Origin of the sequence: Leadbetterella byssophila DSM 17132, from assembly GCF_000166395.1 — a bacterium.
Lineage (GTDB): Bacteria > Bacteroidota > Bacteroidia > Cytophagales > Spirosomataceae > Leadbetterella > Leadbetterella byssophila.
Genome location: NC_014655.1, coordinates 722373 through 744681, shown reverse-complemented (window position 1 = coordinate 744681; position 22309 = coordinate 722373). Strand labels below are relative to the sequence as shown.

The window sequence follows — 22309 nt, the reverse complement described above, 5'->3', positions numbered from 1 at the left end:
CCTTAAAGAGTTAAAAAGCCACGGAAGATTCTGTGGCTTTTTTTATTTAAAATGAAATCTTTTAATGATTCAACTAGCTTACCTTAAATAATTTAACTCATCTTCCAACCCTTTCTTATTTTGGCGGGTCTTTTCTCTTAATTAAAAATACAAATAATGAAAAAAGCTAAACTATTTCTAGCCCTTTTGAGCTTAACTGCCTGCGAAGATCCATCTGCCCCCACCTTACCTGAACTTAGTGAAGTCAAGATCACAGACCTAGGTCCTCACCATGTATATGTTGATGCATTCTTGAATAAAATAGGAGATCATGACATTACCGAACATGGATTCACCATCTCTTTGGACAGTAATTCAAATGAAATTTATTCAAAACTTGGAGCTATCAACCGAAACGAAAAATCCCCTAAAAAACTTAGTACAGAATTTAAAGAATTAAAGGCAAATACAAAATATTTTGTAAAGACGTATGCTACCTATAATGGCACTACGGTTTACGGTAGTACAAAATCTTTCACCACTTCCCCTATAGAAATGCCCACAATTCAAACCCTTGCAGCCGAGGCTATAGAGGGGCAATTTGCTAAATTCAGAGGTATAATTACTTCTGCCGGGAACTTGCAAATTTCGCAATATGGTTTCGTTTGGAGCCATTCAGAGCATCCGACCATTGATAATGCATCCCGGCACGCTCTAATTAATTATGGACAATCCCTACCCATCAACTTTGAATATGTAGCCGTTGACCTAAATCCTGAAACTAAGTACTATTTCAGATCCTACCTCAAGGCAAACGATACTTTTATCTATGGAGAAGAAATGAGCTTTATTACCCAAAATATCATTGCACCGAAGATTAGAACGGGAGAAGCCATTCCAGGAGAAACCTCCTTAGTGTTAAAAGGAGAGATACTAGCACCTGGTACTAAACCCATCACTGAGTATGGAATGACATACGGAACGGATAACAATATTCAAATTAAAGCCTCTGATGCGGCCTTAAGTACCTACCCCACAGCATTTGATGTAAGTGTTAATAACTTACATAAAGGTACCACCTATCAATACACAGCCTATGCCATTAGCGGAGGAGTAACCACATACGGGGAAATCAAAACCATTACGCTAGGAAGCACAGCTCCTCAAATGCAAACCCTTAGTCCATTAGCTTTAACGCCCGTAAGTGCTACCTTAGTAGGCAAGCTCCTATCAGCCGGAGATTATGCTGTATCAGAGGTAGGTATAATTTGGAGTAAAAATACAGATCCTAACCTTCAAAATGGTCAACAATTGAAACTTTCCAACATCAATCAACCCCTTCCATTCTCATTCCAATTTAAAGTGGATAACCTAGTACCTGAAAACAAATACTATTACCGTACTTATACCATTTCAAGGGGGCAAGTATATTATGGAGAGACAAAATCCTTTACTACTGGAAAACTAGTAGCTACAGCGGTAAAAACAAATAATCACTTGGAAAAGGACGATAATGGCAATCTATTGATCAGCGCGGAAATAACTCAAGGCACATATAGATTAGTGGAATTTGGATTCCTTTACGCATATTCAGAAAATGAACCTCATTCAAAAATTAAGGTACCAGCAACATATAATAACCCCATTAAAATAAAAGCCTCCATACCTAATCCCGGTTGTGGAAAGTCCGTGCTTGTCCGAGCTTATGCTTTGGATGATAGAGGGGTAAATACGTTTGGAGATAAACTGAATTTGGAAACGGAACAGTGTTAAAGGGAGGATGTATCTTCCCTTTTTTAATATAGATCCATATATAAATTTAATAAAAAAAATTTATATATCAAAATTTTTCATCAACTGGAACAGCTTAATAAATTATTGTTTCTGAAAAAATATAGTTAATCTACGAAACAAGTAATTAACTGCAAATAAATACAATACACCAAGTAATTACACCTTTCTGGGTATTGGTAGGTGGAGATAGCAAATTTATCTTTGCGTCATTGCTACCCCAAGTTAATAAACCTGGGCCACTTACATTGGCTATGACTAAAATAAACCTCCTACTAGTTTTGGGACTATGTAGCTTAACAGCTTATTCCCAAGATTTAAGTACTATTAAGAACGAAAAACCTTTTGCCATAAGCGGGAGGATTGATGCTAGAACCATCATGTATAGTTCTAGTGGAATAGATGGTAGGCGGAGTCCTTTTACCTATATTCTCTCAGGAGCACCAACACTCTCCTTCTACGGCATCACTGTACCTATCACTTTTACTATCAGTGAACAAGAGAGGAATTTCTCTCAACCATTCAATCAGATTGGACTAAGCCCCACCTATAAATGGCTTACCTTACATGGTGGATACAGAAATGTAAGGTTTTCACCTTATACCCTTGCAGGACATACCGTACTAGGTGGAGGCGCGGAACTTCGACCTGGCAAATGGGAAATAGGTTTTATGACCGGTAGACTCAATAGATCTACCTCCATAGATACATTAAGCGGATACCTTACACCCGAAAGTTTCTCCAGATACGGTTCTGCAGTAAAAGTAGGATACGGAGAAAGGGGAAAGAAAGTAGGTATTTCCTTCTTATCCGCTAAAGACAGCGATAAAGGTTTCAAGGGAAACTTGGATTCTACCCAGGTAAAAAAGGCTTCAAATGCGGTATTGGGTGCCGATTTTGAATATACCTTCTTCAAAAAATTACTGATCTTCGGTGACGGGGCAGTGAGTGTCTATACCAAAGATATCCATTCTGATCTAGAGGTAGATATAGACTCCTCACGAAAGGGATTAAACCAGATAAAAGATCTATTCAACCTGAATGCCACTTCAGAATACTACTTAGCCTACAGCGGGGGAATAGGGTACATAGATAAGATCTTCTCTCTTAAAGCAGCTTATAAACTGGTAGAACCTAACTTCCAATCTATGGGAGCTTATTATTTTCAAAACGACTTAAGAAATATAACTATTAGCCCAAGTTTAAATCTATTGAAAGGAAAACTGCGACTGAATGGTAGTATAGGTATACAGGAGGACAATCAAAAGAAGAAAAAGCTAGCCTCTACTAAAAGGGTGATCAGCTTGGCAAATGTGAGTTGGGACCTAAGCAATAGCTTTGGATTTGACGCGAATTTTACCAACTTCAGTTCTAACTCTGAACCTACCGTAGCCTTAGTAGATCAAAAATATCTTTTGGCACAAACCAATCAAAACCTTTCTCTAACTCCTCGTTTAGTCCTCAATGATAAGCAGAAAACTCAAGTTTTCATTCTTTCCTACAATGCCAGCAGTCTGAAAGACTTAAATGAAGAGTCAAGTCATGACAATGACATATTTACAAATATTGCTTACTTAAATTATAATTTGATACTAAATCAAAGTAACCTAAGTGTTAATGTAGGGTTGAACTATGTAAACAATAAGATGAGTATAGGAAACATTGCTAATAAAGGCATTAGTCTAGGTGTTTCAAAAGGTTTATTGAAAAATAAATTGAACCTAAGTTCTCAAAATTCATACACACTCAGTGAGCTAACTAACGGAAATGCAAGTATTATAAATCTGGGAGTAAACGCCGCGTACCTCCCGGTAAAGAATCATCAATTTAGTCTAAGATTTGCTTCATTAATGAATAATACGTCTCTAGAAGACCTTGACCCTCTAAAATACCAAGAATTCACAGGGGAAATCGGATATACATTTAGCTTCTAAATAACCATGAAAAAACTTTACATCCTTATCATATTCCTATTCTTACTTATTCCGGCTTTTGCTCAAAATAACGTAAGGGTAAATGTCATCATTCCTCCCCCATATCCGGATTATTTATCTTATTACAGGGAGCCGGGTAAAATGGTCATCACCATTCAAAACCTGTCCGGTGCACGCCAAGAGGTATATCTAAGGGGCATTATCAAGGGAGTTGACAATCAAAGGGAGATCAGCACTAAACCGGAGTATAGACCATTAAGACCTATCATTATCCCACAGGGTGTAGGTCAAACGGTTACCGTAAGCGCCGCTGATATTATGGAATTGTATAAGCCCGAAAATTTAAATTTCTATAGCACGGATGTCTCAAGAATCTCAGCCAGCGATCGGGTGGGAGAAGGAACCTATAGTATATGTATAAGAGCTTATGATTTTAACGCGCCCCAACGTGCCCTTTCTTCGGATCAAACGGGATGTACTACCATTTTAATGCGAAACATAGAATCACCCATGCTGATACAGCCAGTAGAGGAAGCAAGCATCAAAGCAGTGGGAACTCAGAATATTGTATTTTCTTGGACACGGCCCGCAGGTACTTCGGTGGGGACAAAATATATCCTTAAAATCGTAGAAATATTTGGTGAAAACAGAAATCCAAATGATGCCTACTTAGCCGCAACTACCCCGGCATTTTTCGAAAAAGAACTGAGCAATAATGTATACGTCTATGGCCCTGCGGATCCTCCGCTACTTGCTGGTAGAAAATACGCTTGGGCTGTAACAGCTGTAGAGTCTTCCAGAAGTAGGGTAAACGGTAATTATCAGAATGAGGGAAGGAGTGAAATAAGATCCTTCACCTATGAATTACCTAATTATAATATTAGTGCTCCGGTAGTTCCTAAAGTCATCACCCCGGTGGTAATAGCAAAGAAAGAGGATGTAACGCCTCCGGTAGTGATCCTAGATCAACCTATGCAGGCTAAAATCTTAGATGCGGTGATTTGCGACTGCAAAGAAACTCTGCCAGTAGGTACTAACACAACTATAGCCGTTAACGATAAAGTCAAAGTGAATAGTTTTGACTTGACCGTTTTGAACATAGAGAAGGAGGAGAATGGTAAATTTACAGGAACTGGCACCATACCCGTGCCTTTTATCAATTCTGCCACAATAAGACTTAGGGTCAAATTCATTGAATTACAAGCGGTGAATTCCGGCGGGGCTAAAAAGATGGTTGCAGGAGCCGTCAAGGGAATAAGAAGAACAGATATGAGTCTTCTGCCCGCTACAAATGCACCTGACTTCTCCCCTGCCCCTTTGAGTAGCTCAGATATTCATCAAATAGATCAATTCTTTGAGCAACAAAGCTCTCAACTAAGCTCCAATATGAGCGATGCCCTCAATAATATAGGCTATGAATTACCTATTGGCATGAACGGAGGAAAATACACCATTGGAATCACAGAAGTAAACTTTTCTCCTACCCAAGCCTGGTTTAATGCCGTAGCTAGTATGCCTATTCCTGACGGCAATGCCAAAGCTGCGTTTGAGATGAGTGGAGCTTGCTTTAAACCTACAGATTTCTGCGGAGAATTTAAACTTCGACTCAAAGAAGAACTCAATCTCCCATCTATAGGAATGAAATTAGTTCCCGGTGACGTCCAAGGCGAGGGTACCTATATGGTATTTAAAAAGAAATTTCAAGAACTTAGCATAGCCCTGGACTACACCTTCCCATCCGGTATGGGAATAATGGATGTATCTACGGGACAAAGTGCCACCGCCCGACTCACCGCTAAAACGACTGCAGGGTGGACAGATTGGTTAGCAAAGGCGAAACTACCCGACTTCTATATCTCAGGCATGCCAAGCCTCACCTTCAGTTTGGCGGGAAAAGATATGTGGTATGACCATTCTGATTTACAAAATCCAACCGGGATGCCAAGCATGATAAAAGTTGGCAATGAAACCTATACGGAAATTGGGGCCAAAACTTGGCATGGATTTTATTTACCTGAATTAAGTGTCATTCTTCCTGGAGCCATAAAAAACACCGGCAGAGCTGATGGCAAAGCCCTCATCATGACAAAAGACCTGTTGATAGACAGAAATGGCTTCACGGGAATCGTGAAAAAAGCCGGAACTCAACCTATTGTGAGTATTGGCGACGGTTCACTTTCCGGTTGGTATGCCTCTATTGATGACGTCAATCTCCTCTTCTTTAAATCCGGATTCAGAGAAAGCAGCATGACGGGTAAAGTAGTTCTACCGGGAACAGGAGATCCTAACCAAGCAGCCAATCAATTGAACTATACTTCACTACTCACCTATGCTTCAGGAGAGGGTATAAAGTACAGCTTCAATATAGCCCCTAAAGACCAATTGAAATTTGATGTTCTTTTTGCAACGGCTCACATCAATAACACTTCACATATTACGGTTCAAGCAGATGGACAAAATGGCTTCTTAGCCAAAGCTACCCTAAACGGCGGCCTTTCAATAGGTAACCTAAAGCAACAACAGACCAATTCCATCATTTCTTTTGAATTGCCTCAATTAGAGTTGAAGAATTTTAAATTAATGACCAAAGCACCTTACTGGGACAAGGAAGGTTTTGTGCTAGGATTTGCCTCACCGCAGAAGAAAGTTGCCGGGTTCAATTTCACCATGGAAAAGCCGGAGATCCATTTAGCGGTAACAGACGTAGTAGAAGCAGGTTTAACTTTTAAAGGGCAATTGGCCTTTGTAGATGAGTCCTTCAACTGTGCCGCTTCCGCCTCTGCTAGCATATATAGCAAATTCACTTTGGAAAATCAAAGAATCAAATGGGCAGGACTAGGTGCACGCGTAAATGATATTTCTCTAGCGGCAGGAACTACCATTGGCCCATTAACCTTAGAAGGTGCGGTGATGTACTATAATAGACAAAACGATGAAGGTTTTGTAGGTGCATTATCAGCAGGAGTGGCTGAAATGTTCCAGGTAACCATGAGGGCTCGATTTGGAACTACCTCTGACGGGCTGGGTAAATTCAAGTATTTTGACTTTAATGCCTTAGCTGATTTTGGGCAGACTGGAATTCCTATAGCTCCACCTATACCTATATCTTTCTATGGCTTTGGAGGAGGAGTTTATTACAATCTAAAAATAAATAATGCGAGTCAGCTCTCTAGCAATGATGCTAAAAGCAAACTCACTTCTTCCGAAGCACAAAATAAACCAAGCAATTCTAGTGGACCTATGGCCCTCCTGGACTATAATCCTGCTAATCTGCAATTGGTTCCGAGTAGAGGAAGCTTCGGACTTCAAGCCACAGTTTTACTCGGACTTACTTCAAGAAACATATTTGATGCAGACGCTACTTTAAGCATGCAATTCAACCCTTCAGGGGGAGTGAGCAACATCAAATTTGTAGGTAATGCCAGGGTACTTACTGATGTCTCTGAACCCCTGCATAATCGCAGAAAGAAGTCTACAGGTGTAGGCAGTTTGACCATCAATTATGACTTTGCTGAAAAGGCATTCCTGACAAACGTACAAGTGGAAATGGGGGTACCTTACGTAGACGACAAAAAATGGATCAACGTTATCGGAAGATTAGAAATAGCTAGTAACAAATCCGGATGGTGGATCTACGCAGGTAGACCTGAAGGATATGGCAGTGGGCCTAACAGTGTAAAACTATTAAGAAAAGACATACTTGGAGGTAGCAGCAAAGATTATTTCTTTAATGGTAGCAGCTATTTTGAAGTAGGTTCAGTAGTAGACCCTATGCCGGATCTACCTCAGGATGTCAAAGATCTTGTAGGCATAGGAGGAAATAACCAAGGCGACAAATTAAGGAGACCGGCAGAGGTGCCGGGTAGAGGAAACTACAATCCAAATAAAAAGAACTCAGGGCTTATTGTAGGAAGTCATACCCGCATGAACATGAGTGGAGAATTCCTGGTGTTCTTTGCTGACCTAACGAGTCTTACCGGTTTTGACATCAGTGTTTTAAATCAAGTTACCTGCATGAATAATCCAAACGCCGGCGGACCGGGAGGATGGTATGCCACAGGTCAAGCTTACTTTGGAGCGAAAGCTAAAGTGGGAATTAAAATAAATCTACTGTTAATCAAAGGTAAGTTCACCATTTTTGATGCGGGTGCTGCAGCGCTTATAAAAGTAGGTTTGCCTGATCCTACTTATGTGGACGGATATATTGGAGGCTATTTTAATATTCTTGATGGAGTTGTAAAAGGAAAATTCAATTTCCATGTGGGTCTGGGAGAAGAATGCAAAATGCCTGCTGACGCACTCGCCGGTATAGATATCATCTCTGAAATCAACCCAGTTACAAATGGCGAACTCGTACCTGTGAATACAGAGCCAAATGTTCTATTTAACCTTCAAGTAGGGAAAGATTTCGTTTTGGAAGAGGGACCGGATAAGAATGGAAATCCGGTGATTCGGGTGTTCTTATTCGACCAAGATTGTATAGAAGCCAGTGTAAACGGTAAAAAGGTCAATTTACATAATATTGGTAAGGGAAGAGATTTTAACCATCTCTTCGCCGTCAATCCTCAACTCATCAATAGCGGTTCATCCAGCTTCCTAGACAAGAACACTACCTATAATTTCAAGGTAATTGCTTACTTAAAAGAGGCGAAATATGTCAAAAAAGGAAATCAAGTGCAATTTGACTCATGGCAATTCGTCAAGGAAAATCCAAATGGCAACAAGCGTGCCTCACAAAGCATGCAAACTACCTTCAAGACTGATGAAGGACTGGATATCATACCTGAAAACTACTATCTCGAAACTGTTCCCACTCATGGCATGAAGTATTTACCTTATGCTCATAATAAGCCATTGAGCATAAGACTTAATAAGATGATCAATTTTGAGAGGAACTTTAGAAAAGTAGAGAAAAATTCTGAAATAATAATCCGTGTATTTGAGAACGGAAATCAAATAGGTACTGACCTGCCTGCTAAGATTGATATCAGCAAAGGACAAATCAATACTACTTTAATACAGACAAATAATCTTCCATTTAATCTGAAGAAGGGAAGCAAATACATCTGTTTGCTATTGGTAAAAAATCCCGTTGATAATTCCGCAGATCTGACCAGTACGCTGCTTGAAAAAACGGGTGTATTACAAGGACAGAATAGTTTAACGAAAGAAGCTAAAGAGAAATTCGAAGAAATAAGATTAGTAACACGGGCTAATCTGCAAAACAATCGCTTATTACCAGGGGAATTTGTACTTGGTGGATTTAATTTCACTACCAGTGAATTCCCTTACTATGAAGATAAGTTTAATGCAATGGCAGTAAATTCAGTGACCCTTAAGGACGAATCTTCTAATAGTCCCGGGGCCCTTCTAGGTTTAGTGAATTCACCGATCATCAATAATCAAACTTCACCTGCAATAGCTAAGACCATCTTAGATAAATGGGTACCTAAAGACGAAGAGGGCAATTACAAAATCCTGATAGGAGATTTAGTCAATTTACCTGCCTTTGTCACCTTTACTGGTGAAACCTTTAGCAGCACAAATTATAAGGAAAACAACAAGAATGATTTGACTTTCGTAGATGTTCAAGGTAAGCAGTTCACCATTCCATTCTTTGACAAAACCCTTCAATTCCTTTCGAAAAAGTCCGGGGTGCCTTTAGAAAAGTTCAAAGTAGAATATGCCAACCTACCTAAAAATGCAGGTAAAGAATGTTCTACGACGAACTATACCTACTATACCCTTTTGAATACAAACGCCCCGGGAGGAGTGCACCCTACCACCTTGCCGAACAAAGAATACAATAGTGTAGACGGCCCTATTATAAACCTGTCCTTTGCGAACAGTAGTGCTTTGACAGGTTTAGATTTCTTACCTTCCATGCTTAAGAATGTGATCTCAGCAAATTACCAAATAGCTAAATCTATCACATACTGTAAAGAATATAATACCCTGCCGGCCACTAACATTATACAAGAAAGAATCAATGTCTTCATTGATTCTCGTATAAACCCCGGATTTAATAGTACGAGTACCTGGCAAACTATCAACCAACTCACGAACAGCTTTGGAAAGGGATTAGATTCCCAGCAATTAGGACAACAAGTAAATGCAAGTTTAGCCAGATGAAAAGAATTATAATCCTTATACTATGTAGCTTCAGTGCCTTGGCGCAGAATCCTATTCAAGGTAGCATTCTAGGGCGTGGGAAACCCTACAAAGATAAGATCGCCTTGCGCTGGAACACAAACAACTACCAAGTGTTTAAACAGTTAACACAAGATGGAGTTTGGATAGACAGGATGATCTTGAATGCGAATAATCAAGTGGAAGGAAAAGATTGGACTAGAATAACTGCCCAACCCGTCAAAGCCAAATCATTAGCTGAAATGGAACGTATAGCCACTGTCAAAGATACTGCATTAGCCATTGTGGCAGAAGGACTATACGGTAAAAGTGAATATCCTTCTGATCTATCCCTAATGGACCGTATCAAGTATCAAGATATGGAGAGAGAGAATAAGCATCTCATAGTCACCTTATATACATCCATTAATAGAGAAGCCGCACTCTACGCCGGCTTAGGTTTTGAAGATGCTATTTCTGTGGATCCAAATAAGAACTACGTGTATAGAATAACTCCTGTTAAACCTGATGGTGTACCGGGTACTTTAATTACCGGATACATTTATGTCGCGGGAAGAGACGTGAATGTAAATCCGGAATACAGAGGACTGGATACAAAAGCCGGTGAACAAGCCATCGTCTTACGCTGGCCAAAATCTGAAAGTCCATTTACCGGATACTTTATAGAAAGATCAGAAGACAAAAAGAAATTTTCAAGAATCCATCAAAATGTATATCTACCTAATATCGAGGTAGATTCTAGCTCACAGGACACTTTCTATTATTATTATGACAGCGTGGCGAATTACAAGCCTTACTATTATCGATTGATAGGGATCAATGCTTTCGGAGAACATCATCTTTATGCTGACACCGTAAGAGGTATGGCAGAAGATTTTACTCCGGTAACCCCTCCTACATTTGAATTGGAAAAGAATGGCGAAAAATTAAGTTTCACCTGGAAGAAACCAGAAGAAAAAGACTTGAAAGGTTACTACATCTTAACAGGTAAAACACCTTCAGCAAATGAAGTACTAATCACAAAAACCATGTTAAATCCAGATGTGACGCAGTATACCCATACAATAGACAATAGCATCAGCGCGGCATACTATCGATTAATGCTAACTGACACCGTAGGGAACATAAGCTACAGTAACCCAGTATACATGTTTGAACCGGATGAAACGCCACCTGCTCCTCCTACCGGACTTACAGGTAAAATCGACACATCAGGTATAGTCACACTCAACTGGAATCTAGACCATAACGAAGCCGCCTTGCGCGGATATAAAGTTTATATTGCTAATCAAGGGGATCACCAATTTACGCCGGTAAGTAATATTGTTGCGGATACCACTTACTCCTTCCCTATCAGTCTAGAAACATTGACTAGAAAAGTATGGATACAGGTGGTGGCCATAGACGGCAGTTTTAATCACTCCAAACCTAGTAAAACACTGATACTGGATAGACCTGACCAAATACCTCCCATCACTCCCCAGATCTTAAATTATACCAATGATAAAAATGGAATTTCTTTGTCTTGGTCGAATAGCAAATCTTCTGATTTTAAAGAAAATATACTTTACAAAAGATCAGAAGGAGAGACCCAATGGGCCGAGATTTTTAAGTCTAACAAAGTGTACAACTATTTAGATAAGGATGTAAAACCGGGAGCCCAATATGAATATACGCTTAGAGCAATAGATTCTTCAGGTCTCTATTCTGATTATGCCTTCCCCATAGCCATCAGAACCTCATTTCAAAATAGTACTGAAACCCTCAACCTGACAGGAACTTATGTAGCTGCAAAGAAATGGGTTACTTTAAAATGGACTGCAAGCAAAAAAGAGGTAGACTATTTTATACTTTATAAAGACGAAGGTCAAGGACTAACTATGTACAAATCCCTTCCGGCAAGTACCCTGAGCTTTGAGGAAGAAGGCACAGGATTGCCCAAAGGAAAATATGCCCTAAAAGTAAAGTACAAGGATTTACAAGAATCAGATCTATTTATCTGCAAATAAATAAGCCATGAAAAGAGGAATATTTGTCACCATACTACTTTTAATTCTAGCTTGTGAGGAAGTATACCCACCGGCTCCACCACAATTTGATGAAATCAAGTTTAGTGAGATTGGACCTAACTCAGCCAAACTAAGCTCCGCCTTAACCCGGATAGGCGACATGCCAATCACGGAACATGGGTTTGTGGTCTCAGAAGATAGCATTTCCACTCTCACTGAATCTAGTTCGAAGTTAGGGAAAGTAGAAAGATCCACACCGGTACCAGTTTCTATGACTGCTGTAGAGTCAGGTTTAAAACCTAATACTACTTACTATGCCAAAGCATATGCCATAGTAAATGATAGTCCTATCTATGGTAAAGCCACAAGTTTTAAGACAAGCAATATTATTCAACCTGGCATTCAAACCCTAGACGCAGATAATATTACACATATAGCAGCTAGGATAGGCGGTCGTATAAGCTCAAAAGGAACTTATGATATTTCGGAATATGGATTAGTATGGGCTACAACAGCAAACCCTACCACCTCCTCTACTTCAAAACATAGTATAAAAGGAAATGTGACTACATTTCCCACTAATTATACGCATTACCTAAATAATCTTACCCCTAATACAACATATCACTTCAGAGCCTATGTCATATCTAATGGAGTTACATCCTATGGACAAAACCTATCATTTAAAACAGCAGCGGTAGTTCCTCCGGGCATAAGTACCGTGGCCGCCTCAAGCGTCACTGCAACCTCAGCTAAACTAGGAGGTACATTGACTTCAAAAGGCAGTTACGACATTAGTGAATATGGAATAGTTTGGGCTACAAGTGAAAATCCAACTACCGAAGTAAGCACCAAATATAGAGTTCAAGGAAATGTCACAGCATACCCACGTGCCTTTGATACTACTCCTACGAATCTGAGTCCGAATACTACTTACTATTTCAGAGCCTATGTCATAGCCAATGGAGTAACTACATACGGAAGTAACTTAAGTCTTAAAACGTCAAACATCATTCAGCCTGGCATTAAGACAGAGGATGCAGATGACATTGGAACCACTACGGCAGCGCTTAGAGGAACCCTTACCAGTGCCGGCACCTACCCCATTACGGAAAGGGGCATAGTTTGGCATACCTCTAATAATCCTACCACTGCAAATTCTAAAGGTAGTATAGCAGGAAATGTGAGTAATTTCCCTTCGTCCTATTCCATTATGGCGAATAACCTACAAATGAATACTACTTATTATTATAGAGCTTATGTCATTTCAAACGGTGTTACTTCTTATGGAGAGGTGAAGACCTTTAAAACAGAAAATTGGATACTTCCAACTGTAAGCACAGGTATCTCTAGACCAGCCATAACATCTGCTACTGTGGCAGGTGTCATCCAAAGCAAGGGCTCCCACGACATACAGGAGTATGGCTTTGTATATGCTACGCATAGTAATCCTACCGCAAAGGATGCGAAGAAGATCACCAATGGCAATCCTCCTTCCTATCCACATAATTACACTCAGAGTCTGGATAACCTTCAACCGTCCACTATGTATTATTTCCGAGCATATGCTCTAATGAGTGGTACGGAAGTATATGGTCAGATACAAAGCTTTAAAACGAATGAAGCTACCGCTCCAAGGGTGCAAACAGATGATTCTAAGCCCTCAGACACCTTTGCTACTTTATTTGGAACATTACTTTCCGCGGGCTCTCTACCAGTTTCAGAATATGGATTTGTGTATAGTATCCAAAGGGAACCAACTATCTCGAACAGTAAAAAGATTGTGGGTACCAGTAATCCTGGTTCTTTCCCTCATAGATTCAATGCCACTATAGAAGGTCTACAACCGGATAATGCCTACCACTATAGAGCTTACGCAATCATGAATGGGATAGCGTATTATGGAGCAGATCAGATTGCTGCTACAACGTATAGTACACCTGTGCTATCCACCTCAAGCGCTACAGATATTCAAGCACTAAGAGCAACTTTAAATGGTAGAATAACATCTCCCGGATCTTTCCCTATCACCGAAATAGGTATGGTATGGAATGTAACGGCTAAATATCCACCTACTATTAATGACAATAAACTTACTAGAAGTACTTCTGGTGTAACTTATCCGTTAAATGTAAGTATAACCGCAAACGGCTTACCTCGTATTACCAGTGTCACCTATAGAATATATGTGATTTCTAGAGGTCAGGTCTTTTATGGAAATTCAGTATCCTTTACAACAACAAGGCTTTAGGAGATGATCTCCTAAAGCCTAACGATAAAATCAAAAATTCACTAAATAACTAAAACTATGAAACACGCACTGATGTTTGTAATGCTTCTAGGATTAATATCCTGCAAAGATGATGAGCTAGAAAAAGAACCAATTGTGGTAACTACCGTTGACCTCTTCACCATAACGGGTCGAGGGACTGTTGGATCCGGAATCATTGAAAGCGAAGGAGGATATAAGGTTACGGAAGCCGGTATTGTTTATGGTACCTCTTCTTCTCCCACCGTAGATGATGTAAAAGAAAAAGCTGATCCCTTTGCACCTACTGAATTTCCATATACATTTTCAGTAACTATCCGGGGAAGTTTACCATCTGGAACAATATACTACAGAGCCTACGCCGCAGCCGGCGATAAAATCTTCTATGGACAAACCAAAACAAAAAATTAGGGAGCACTTGCTCCCTTTTTTATCTTAAAGCTTGCCGTAACTGCAATGGAAAGTCCGTTTGAAAAACATTTGCAAAGGAGAAATCAGAAACAAAGTCTCTATAAGCCTTTACATCCGTAACTCCCTTTTGATCTACCGCTCCTAAAGTATTGATCCAAATCCTATATCCCTTCATTTTATCAGAGCGAAGGAGGGCGGAATTCTTGAAAGAAGGGTCAACATGCACAATATCCGTTAAACCGGAAGCCACCACCTCTTCCAGATCTTCCTCTTTATATACTCTGGGCATAATTTTAATCTTGCGATTCCATGGATGCATCTCAAACATTTCCTTGTAATCATACAAAAAGAAAAGTACTTGAGATTCCATTTTTGTCTTTTCTATCAGTTGATAAGCATCCCTTCGAGCATCCATGCCAGCTACTTTGAAATCTATATCTATAACTATTCTATTGCCCGCTCTCAATAACGCCTCTTCAAAACTTGGGATCTTATGAGAGGTCAGTTTACCGTTGTGCAATAAATTTAATTTTTGAAGTTCCGTCCATGTTAATTCTTCCGCCTTCTTATCCATGCCAGTGGTGCGTTTCAGGGAAGAATCATGCATCAAAAAGAAAACTCCGTCTCTACTCCTTCTCACATCTAACTCTACGATATCTGCTTTATGCTGAATTGCTTCCTCTATGGCTTCTAAACTATTTTCAGGAGCATACTGATGCCCCCCACGGTGCGCAACTATCCATGGCTGATCAAAGGATAAGAACCAGAGTATAAATAAAATAGGCTTCATAGTAAGGCATTTTTTAGTAAATACTAGCATTTATTAGATAACGACTATCCATTTATTGTACAATTCGAACAAAATCTTATCTAAAGGAAAGAAGTATTTAACAATGTGATACATACCAAATAAAATTTCGTATCTTTGTGCCTGATTTATCCGTTAAGGTCTCTGCATTCGGCAAAAGGAATTCTACCTTTTATTTTTTTTACCCCTTCAGAGCAGAAAACGGATTCGGTCCGTGATGTTCACGTAAGGGCGTGTCGCTATCGCCTCAAAAATTATTCAAATAAAAAATCTGGATTGCTCAGCGTAAGCAATCTACAGTACATTGGTATGCAAACATTAAAGTTTTCAGAACTTCCTATTTCAGATTACATCGTTAAAGCCGTAGAAGAAATGGGCTTTACTGAGTCTACTCCTATTCAAACGGCCGCTATTCCTGTAGTTATGTCAGGCAGGGACGTGATAGGACAAGCTCAAACCGGTACAGGTAAGACAGCAGCATTTGGTATTCCAGCAATTGAGCACGTTAATGCAGAAGACAGAAACACACAGGTATTGATTCTTTGTCCTACTAGAGAATTGGCTTTGCAGGTTAAAGAGCAATTGACACTTCTAGCAAAATATAAAAAAGGTCTTCTGGTTTCAGCCATCTACGGTGGAGAATCTTATGAAAGACAATTCGCTAACCTTAAGAGAGGAACTCAGATCGTGGTGGGTACTCCGGGTAGAATCATGGACCACATCGAGAAGAAAACCTTGAAATTGGATAATATTTCAATGGTGATTTTAGATGAGGCTGATGAGATGTTAAACATGGGCTTTAGAGAAGATATCGAACAGATATTATCTTTTGCCAAAGAGGACAGACAAACCGTTCTATTCTCAGCTACCATGTCTAAGGAGATTCTTAACATCACTAAGAAGTTCCAAAACGATCCTGAAATAGTTAAGGTTACCAGAAAAGAAATCACTAACACAAACATTGAACAATCTTACTATTTGGTTAAAAAAGAAGCCAAATTTGAATTGATGGTAAGATTAATAGATGTGCATGATCTACAGTTGATGCTAGTATTCTGTAATACGAAATCAAAAGTAGACGAGATCGTAGAAGAACTTCAAGCTAACGGTTATGCAGCAGAAGGTCTACACGGGGATATGCGCCAAGCCGCACGTAATCAAGTCATGAACAAATTCCGTAATGGAAATACCAAAATATTAGTTGCCACGGACGTTGCAGCCAGAGGTATTGACGTGAGCGGAGTGGATGCCGTAATCAACTATGACCTCCCTATGGACTTGGAATACTACGTTCACCGTATCGGTAGAACCGGCAGAGCGGGTAAATTAGGTAAAGCATTCTTATTCATCACTAAAAGAGATAGAAGCAGAATGCGCGATTTGGAACAATACACCAAAGTAGCCATTCCACAAGGGAAAATACCTACCTCTGCTGACCTTGAGAAATCTCGTATCAACAAATTCGTAGAAAAGATCAGAGAAAATATTGTAGAAGATACTAACCCTGCTTTTGAAAAGATCGTAGATCAATTGAAAGAAGAAGGTTTCTACACCCACCAAATCATCTCTGCCCTTATGCAAATGCAAATGGGTGCCGTTAGAAAGTCAAGCTTTAGAGATGAAGACATTGCTGATGAAGCTCGCGGAAGAAATGAAAGATTTGCTTCTAAAGAAAGAGGTAACAGAAGAGAGTTCTCAAGAGACAGAAAACCTTCATTCGGAGGTGGAAGATCTGCAGAAGAAGGAATGACACGTTTATTCATCAATTTAGGTAGAAAAGATAACGTTTCTCCTAACCACATCGTAGGAGCTATAGCTTCTGAAGCTAAGATTCCAGGACGTGTAATTGGTCAAATTGATATGTATGATAAGTTTTCTTTCGTAGAAGTTCCTCAAAGAGATGTACGAAAAGTAATCGAGGGAATGAAAGGAAAAACCATCAATCAGCGAGAAGCCAATATTGAGGTTGCAAAATAATTTGAAGAACCGGCAGCATGATTTTCTGCCGGTTTTCTTTTATAATTGTACCCACAATCATCAATTGATCCTATGAATCGTAGAAACTTTATCAAGACAGCAGGGTGCTCAGCGGTTGCACTTCCGGTAGCATTACAAGGCTTGACTTCATGCTCAAAAGGCCAGAATCCCTTCGGTATCAATCTTTGGACCGTTAGAGATGAAATGAGTAATGACCCTAAAGCAACTTTGAAGTTTCTGTCCGATTGCGGATACAAACAGATAGAAACCTTTACAGGTGATAAAGGTGTATTCTGGGGCTATAGCCCTAAAGATTTCCATCAAATCCTAAATGATCTGGGCCTTCAATTAATAAGTGCTCATGTGGATCCTAAATTCACCATTGATCCAAGCACAGAGCACGAATTTCTACAGCTTTGCGAAAATCTGGCTTCCCTAGGAGCAGAACACGTCTTTAACCCTTACCCAGGACCACAGACAAATTCTGAAGACTGGAAGAAATTAGCACTAGGGTTAAATCGTCAAGGAAAGAGCTCACTGGCTCATGGTGTACGCTCAGGATACCATAACCATCATCAGGAATTCAAACTGACCCCAGAAGGAGATGTCCCCTATTTCTTATTGATGGAAGAAACTGACCCTTCTTTGGTGGATTTCGAGCTAGATCTATATTGGGCCGTTAAAATCGGTCAAAACCCGGTAGATCTTTTTCAAAAATATCCAGGAAGATTCAGCTTTGCACATTTCAAAGATCTTTACAAAGACGAAAAAATAGCTGAAATAGAAGCATCTGATGAGCCACGCACAGAGGAATGGCCTGTAGGTGCAAGTACCTATCTAGGTAACGGACAATTAGATTTTAAAAACATTTTAAAAGTGGGAAAATCGGTAGGTTTAAAGAACTTCATTGTGGAGCAAGAGAGATTTGATCAGTCTACTCCGCTAGATGATAGTTGTAAAAATGCCGAATACATGAGGGAATTATTGTCATGAACCGCTGGAAGATTGTAGGCATTTTTGTCATTGTAGGCCTCCTGGCTCTTACCCTTAAGGTACTATATAAGGCTGGGGTGTTCACACCTTTAGATCCTCTACCCTTAAATGCCGAAACCATACCTACCCCTCCTGGCATAGAAGACCTGGATTTTGACCCGGAAACGGGAACCATCTTCCTAAGCTCTCATGACAGGAGAAACTTCCAATCTACAGGTGCTATATATGCACTAAAATCTGGCCAATTAACAAATCTTACTGATAAACTTGGCCTATCTGAATTCAGACCTCACGGTATATCTTTTATAAAAACTAACGGACATAAGTTTCTATTCGTCATTTCTCATAGAGACACTAAGAATTCTGTTCTGAAATTCATTTTCGAAGGGGATTCCCTCCGAATGATTAATACCTATTCCAGTTCTGAGTTTACTACTCCTAATGACCTGGTGGCTGTGGGCGAGAATTCATTCTTCCTGTCCAATGACCATGGAAAAGTGGGGGAAAACTTAAAGAAGTGGGCAGATTATGTAGCTCTTCCTGTAGGAAATATAGTATATTTTGATGGGCAAAGATCCAAAGTGGTCTTAGACAGAGTAGCTTATCCTAACGGACTAGCCGTATATGATAACAGACTATATGTAGCTTCCACCTTAGGGAATTACATAGGAGTATACGAAGCAGAGGGTTCCAACTACGAACTTAAAAAATTAAAGAGCATATCAGTCCCTTACGCACCGGATAATCTAATGGTGGCCGGAAGTAGAATTTATGTAGCAGCGCACCCCAAGACCCTTAAGTTTCTGGCACACGCAAAAGACTCTACAAAAATCTCCCCTTCTGCTATCTTCTACTTAGAAGAAGACAAACCGAAAATAGTCTATGTAGAAGACGGAAGCAAGTTATCCGGAAGCAGTACAGCCCTTGCCGTTCCAGACCCTATGGGAGATGTGACCTTATACCTTGGTAGTGTGTACGAAAGAAAGATTCTCAAGCTTTCTGAAAAGTAAACTTAATTTAACTTCCCGTTCTAACATCTTCGTACTTATCCAAATTAAGTTGAAAAAAGGGTTCCGAAATTGGGTAAATTATGCGTAATTGCAGGATTATTTGATTATCCCATAGACAAAAATGAGTTCGAAGAAAAATCTTAAAGAAGAAGCTTTGCACTACCACGCCAAAGGCAGACCCGGTAAGATCGAAGTGATTCCCACCAAAGAATATGCTAACCAACGTGACTTATCCCTGGCTTACTCACCGGGTGTAGCAGAACCTTGTTTGGCTATTCAAGCTAACCCTGACGACGCTTATAAATACACGGCAAAAGGAAACTTAGTAGCTGTTATCAGTAATGGTACGGCAGTTCTTGGCTTAGGAGATATAGGCGCGGTGGCCGGAAAGCCCGTAATGGAAGGTAAGGGACTTCTTTTTAAGATCTTTGCAGATATTGATGTTTTTGACATTGAATTAGACACTACTGACGTAGATGAGTTTGTAAGGACTGTTAAGATCCTTGAACCAACTTTCGGAGGTGTAAACCTTGAGGATATTTCTGCACCAGCTTGCTTTGAGATAGAGGAACGCCTGAAAAAGGAATTGAATATTCCTATCATGCACGATGACCAACACGGTACCGCTATCATCTCTTCCGCCGCCTTGTTAAATGCTACGGAACTTGTAGGAAAAGACCTTTCTAATGTTAAGATCATAGTAAACGGTGCCGGGGCATCTGCTATTTCTTGTTCCAGACTTTATATAGCTCTAGGTGCAAAGAAGGAGAACCTGTACATGTTTGACTCTAAAGGTTTAATCCACCCATCACGTACAAACCTTGACGGTAAGAAGATAGAATTCGCTAATGCAGGTATGCCGGCTGAGACCACTTTGGAAGAAGCCATGAAAGGTGCTGATGTATTCGTAGGTCTTTCCAAAGGAAACGTAGTAAATCAGGATATGGTTAAAAGCATGGCCAAAAATTGTATCATCTTTGCTCTAGCTAACCCTACTCCTGAAATTTCCTATGAGGAAGCTATGGCAGCGAGAGAAGACATTATCATGGCTACGGGTAGATCAGATTACCCTAACCAGGTGAATAACGTTCTTGGATTCCCATTCATCTTCAGAGGTGCCCTGGACGTGAGAGCGAGTGAAATTAACGAAGAAATGAAACTTGCCGCCGTTCGTGCATTAGCAGAATTGGCAAAGAAACCTGTACCTGATCTGGTAAACTTAGCATACGATGAAGTTAACCTGCACTTTGGTAAAAACTATATAATTCCTAAGCCGGTAGACCCTAGATTGATCACTACCGTTTCTCCTGCAGTTGCTAAGGCTGCCATGGAAACAGGAGTGGCGAAGGAACCAATCACGGACTGGGAAGCTTATGAGCATCAATTGACCAAGCGTTTAGGCCAAGATAATACCTTGACACGCGTTATCATGACAAAAGCGCAGAAGAATCCTAAACGTGTGGTTTATGCAGATGCGGAGAATGTCACTGTACTAAAAGCCATCCAGCAAGTAGTAGAAGATAAAATTGCTATTCCGGTACTCCTTGGTAACAAAGAAACCATCCGTGCTATAGTAGCCGAAAACAATATCAGATTAAGCGAAGAGATTGAGATCATTGATCCACGTAATCCTTCAAATGCGGAAGAAGAACAAAGATTGAAAGACTTCTCCGACTATCTATTCGAAAAACGTCAACGTAAAGGTTTAACCTTCCAGGACGCAAGAGACCTGGTAAGGAGAAGAACGTATTATGGTGCGTTAATGGTAGAGCACGGCTTAGTAGATACCATGATAGGCGGTATGACGCGTAATTATCCTGACACTATCAAACCGGCATTGCAAGTGATTGGTCGTGCGGAAGGCGTAAACAAGATCTTCGGTATGTATATACTGATGAGTAGATTTGGTCCATTGTTCTTAGCAGACACCACAGTTAACTTTGACCCAGAAGTAGAAGACCTGGTTCAAATAGCTGAGATCACTTCTGACATGGTGAAACAATTGAACATCAAACCTAGAATTGCATTCTTGACCTACTCTAATTTTGGATCTGTTCCAAATGGCCCTGCTCCTATGCGACTACGTAAAGCGGTGGACATTTTAAGAAAGAAACATCCGGATATGATTGTAGATGGAGAGATGCAAGCTCACTTGGCTTTCGATACGGAATTATTGAAAGAACATCATCCGTTCTCTTCTTTGGCGGACGGCCCTGCAAACGTTTTGATATTCCCTAACCTTTCCTCGGCGAACATCGCTTACAACTTATTAAAAGAAGTAGCGGGAATTGAAAAAGTAGGTCCACTCCTACTAGGTTTGAAAAAACCTATTCAGGTTCTCCAATTAGGAGCCACGGTTCGGGAGATCGTCAATCTAACGGCCATATCTGTTTTAGAGACTTTAAAACCAGAATAAAACAAATGACGGCCTGAGTTTCTCAGGCCGTTTTTGCTTATGAAAAAGATACTTCCCTTATTGTTTTTAGCTTCTTGTGCTGCATCCGACAAAGATTCAGCAGAAAGCCTGCTTACTTTTGTACCTCCATCCTATTCCTTAAATGATACCCTCAGAGCAGATCTCAACGGTGATGGGGAACTTGACCTCCTAATGATCTTAGAAGCAGACAGCTCAAATCCGGAAGTGGGTAGCAGATTATTAAAACTGCTGACATCAGATAAACGGAAGTACAAGGAAGAATGGACGAATGGGAACAGCATCTATTGCAGGTTTTGTAACGGAGAGGAAGGAGATCCTTTTCAAGGCATAAAAATCGAAGGACAAACGGTTAGAATTGAACACTTTGGAGGACCCAACCAAAAGTGGGCCAGAACCACTTCATTCACATACATGAATGAGGACTGGTATGTGATTGAAGACGCTCTTGTACATATGGATGAAAATGGCGAAATTCAAACAAAAATCATGACACCAAAGGATTTTGGTGAAGTGAAAATGAAAGAATTCAACCTAGAGTAAA

The 22309-nt window shown here is 40.1% G+C and carries 12 protein-coding genes; 11 read left to right on the top strand and 1 reads right to left on the bottom strand.

Annotation, left to right across the window (positions count from 1 at the left end):
* The first annotated feature begins 156 nt into the window (after positions 1 to 156).
* The 6 genes from LBYS_RS03375 to LBYS_RS03350 all read left to right on the top strand — a co-directional run bounded on the left by LBYS_RS03375 (position 157) and on the right by LBYS_RS03350 (position 14543).
* The gene (locus tag LBYS_RS03375; RefSeq protein WP_013407497.1) at positions 157 to 1752 is read left to right on the top strand and encodes a hypothetical protein; all 1596 of its coding nucleotides are present in this window, start codon (positions 157 to 159) and stop codon (positions 1750 to 1752) included.
* A gap of 272 nt (positions 1753 to 2024) precedes the next feature.
* Positions 2025 to 3704: a TonB-dependent receptor gene (locus tag LBYS_RS03370; RefSeq protein WP_013407496.1), complete on the top strand. Its 1680-nt coding sequence runs from the start codon at positions 2025 to 2027 to the stop codon at positions 3702 to 3704.
* 6 nt (positions 3705 to 3710) lie between these two features.
* Positions 3711 to 9836: a hypothetical protein gene (locus tag LBYS_RS03365; RefSeq protein WP_013407495.1), complete on the top strand. Its 6126-nt coding sequence runs from the start codon at positions 3711 to 3713 to the stop codon at positions 9834 to 9836.
* Positions 9833 to 11863 carry a fibronectin type III domain-containing protein gene (locus tag LBYS_RS03360; protein ID WP_013407494.1) on the top strand — a complete coding sequence of 677 codons (2031 nt, stop codon included), beginning with the start codon at positions 9833 to 9835 and terminating at the stop codon, positions 11861 to 11863. Before LBYS_RS03365 ends, LBYS_RS03360 begins: the two co-directional genes overlap by 4 nt.
* 7 nt (positions 11864 to 11870) lie before the next feature.
* A complete protein-coding gene (locus tag LBYS_RS03355) occupies positions 11871 to 14114 on the top strand; it encodes a hypothetical protein (protein WP_013407493.1) in 2244 nt (747 codons plus the stop codon).
* 57 nt (positions 14115 to 14171) lie between these two features.
* Complete coding sequence (locus LBYS_RS03350) at positions 14172 to 14543, top strand: hypothetical protein (RefSeq protein WP_013407492.1); 372 nt, start codon at positions 14172 to 14174, stop codon at positions 14541 to 14543.
* Positions 14544 to 14562: 19 nt separating this feature from the next.
* Here the strand turns inward: LBYS_RS03350 and LBYS_RS18105 are convergent, their stop codons facing one another.
* Entirely contained in the window at positions 14563 to 15333 is a 771-nt protein-coding gene (locus tag LBYS_RS18105) for a glycerophosphodiester phosphodiesterase family protein (protein ID WP_013407491.1), read from the bottom strand.
* 327 nt (positions 15334 to 15660) lie between these two features.
* Here LBYS_RS18105 and LBYS_RS03340 point away from each other — a divergent pair, with 327 nt between their 5' ends.
* From LBYS_RS03340 to LBYS_RS03320, 5 genes are all read left to right on the top strand, one after another.
* Complete coding sequence (locus LBYS_RS03340) at positions 15661 to 17328, top strand: DEAD/DEAH box helicase (protein ID WP_041823407.1); 1668 nt, start codon at positions 15661 to 15663, stop codon at positions 17326 to 17328.
* A 72-nt stretch (positions 17329 to 17400) separates the two neighbouring features.
* Positions 17401 to 18321 (top strand): sugar phosphate isomerase/epimerase family protein, encoded by a 921-nt coding sequence (locus LBYS_RS03335; protein WP_013407489.1) that lies wholly within the window; start codon positions 17401 to 17403, stop codon positions 18319 to 18321.
* Complete coding sequence (locus LBYS_RS03330; RefSeq protein ID WP_013407488.1) at positions 18318 to 19331, top strand: arylesterase; 1014 nt, start codon at positions 18318 to 18320, stop codon at positions 19329 to 19331. The genes LBYS_RS03335 and LBYS_RS03330 overlap by 4 nt, the downstream gene beginning before the upstream one ends.
* Positions 19332 to 19452: 121 nt before the next feature.
* Complete coding sequence (locus LBYS_RS03325) at positions 19453 to 21747, top strand: NADP-dependent malic enzyme (RefSeq protein ID WP_013407487.1); 2295 nt, start codon at positions 19453 to 19455, stop codon at positions 21745 to 21747.
* 39 nt (positions 21748 to 21786) lie between these two features.
* Positions 21787 to 22308, top strand: coding sequence for a hypothetical protein (locus LBYS_RS03320; RefSeq protein ID WP_013407486.1), 522 nt, complete (start codon positions 21787 to 21789; stop codon positions 22306 to 22308).
* Position 22309 lies beyond the last annotated feature (1 nt).

Coding starts and splice junctions, on each gene's coding strand:
- LBYS_RS03320 (WP_013407486.1), top strand. CDS start 21,787: ATGAAAAAGATACTTCCCTTATTGTTTTTAGCTTCTTGTGCTGCATCC.
- LBYS_RS03375 (WP_013407497.1), top strand. CDS start 157: ATGAAAAAAGCTAAACTATTTCTAGCCCTTTTGAGCTTAACTGCCTGC.
- LBYS_RS03340 (WP_041823407.1), top strand. CDS start 15,661: ATGCAAACATTAAAGTTTTCAGAACTTCCTATTTCAGATTACATCGTT.
- LBYS_RS03355 (WP_013407493.1), top strand. CDS start 11,871: ATGAAAAGAGGAATATTTGTCACCATACTACTTTTAATTCTAGCTTGT.
- LBYS_RS03370 (WP_013407496.1), top strand. CDS start 2,025: ATGACTAAAATAAACCTCCTACTAGTTTTGGGACTATGTAGCTTAACA.
- LBYS_RS03335 (WP_013407489.1), top strand. CDS start 17,401: ATGAATCGTAGAAACTTTATCAAGACAGCAGGGTGCTCAGCGGTTGCA.
- LBYS_RS18105 (WP_013407491.1), bottom strand. CDS start 15,333: ATGAAGCCTATTTTATTTATACTCTGGTTCTTATCCTTTGATCAGCCA.
- LBYS_RS03365 (WP_013407495.1), top strand. CDS start 3,711: ATGAAAAAACTTTACATCCTTATCATATTCCTATTCTTACTTATTCCG.
- LBYS_RS03330 (WP_013407488.1), top strand. CDS start 18,318: ATGAACCGCTGGAAGATTGTAGGCATTTTTGTCATTGTAGGCCTCCTG.
- LBYS_RS03360 (WP_013407494.1), top strand. CDS start 9,833: ATGAAAAGAATTATAATCCTTATACTATGTAGCTTCAGTGCCTTGGCG.
- LBYS_RS03350 (WP_013407492.1), top strand. CDS start 14,172: ATGAAACACGCACTGATGTTTGTAATGCTTCTAGGATTAATATCCTGC.
- LBYS_RS03325 (WP_013407487.1), top strand. CDS start 19,453: ATGAGTTCGAAGAAAAATCTTAAAGAAGAAGCTTTGCACTACCACGCC.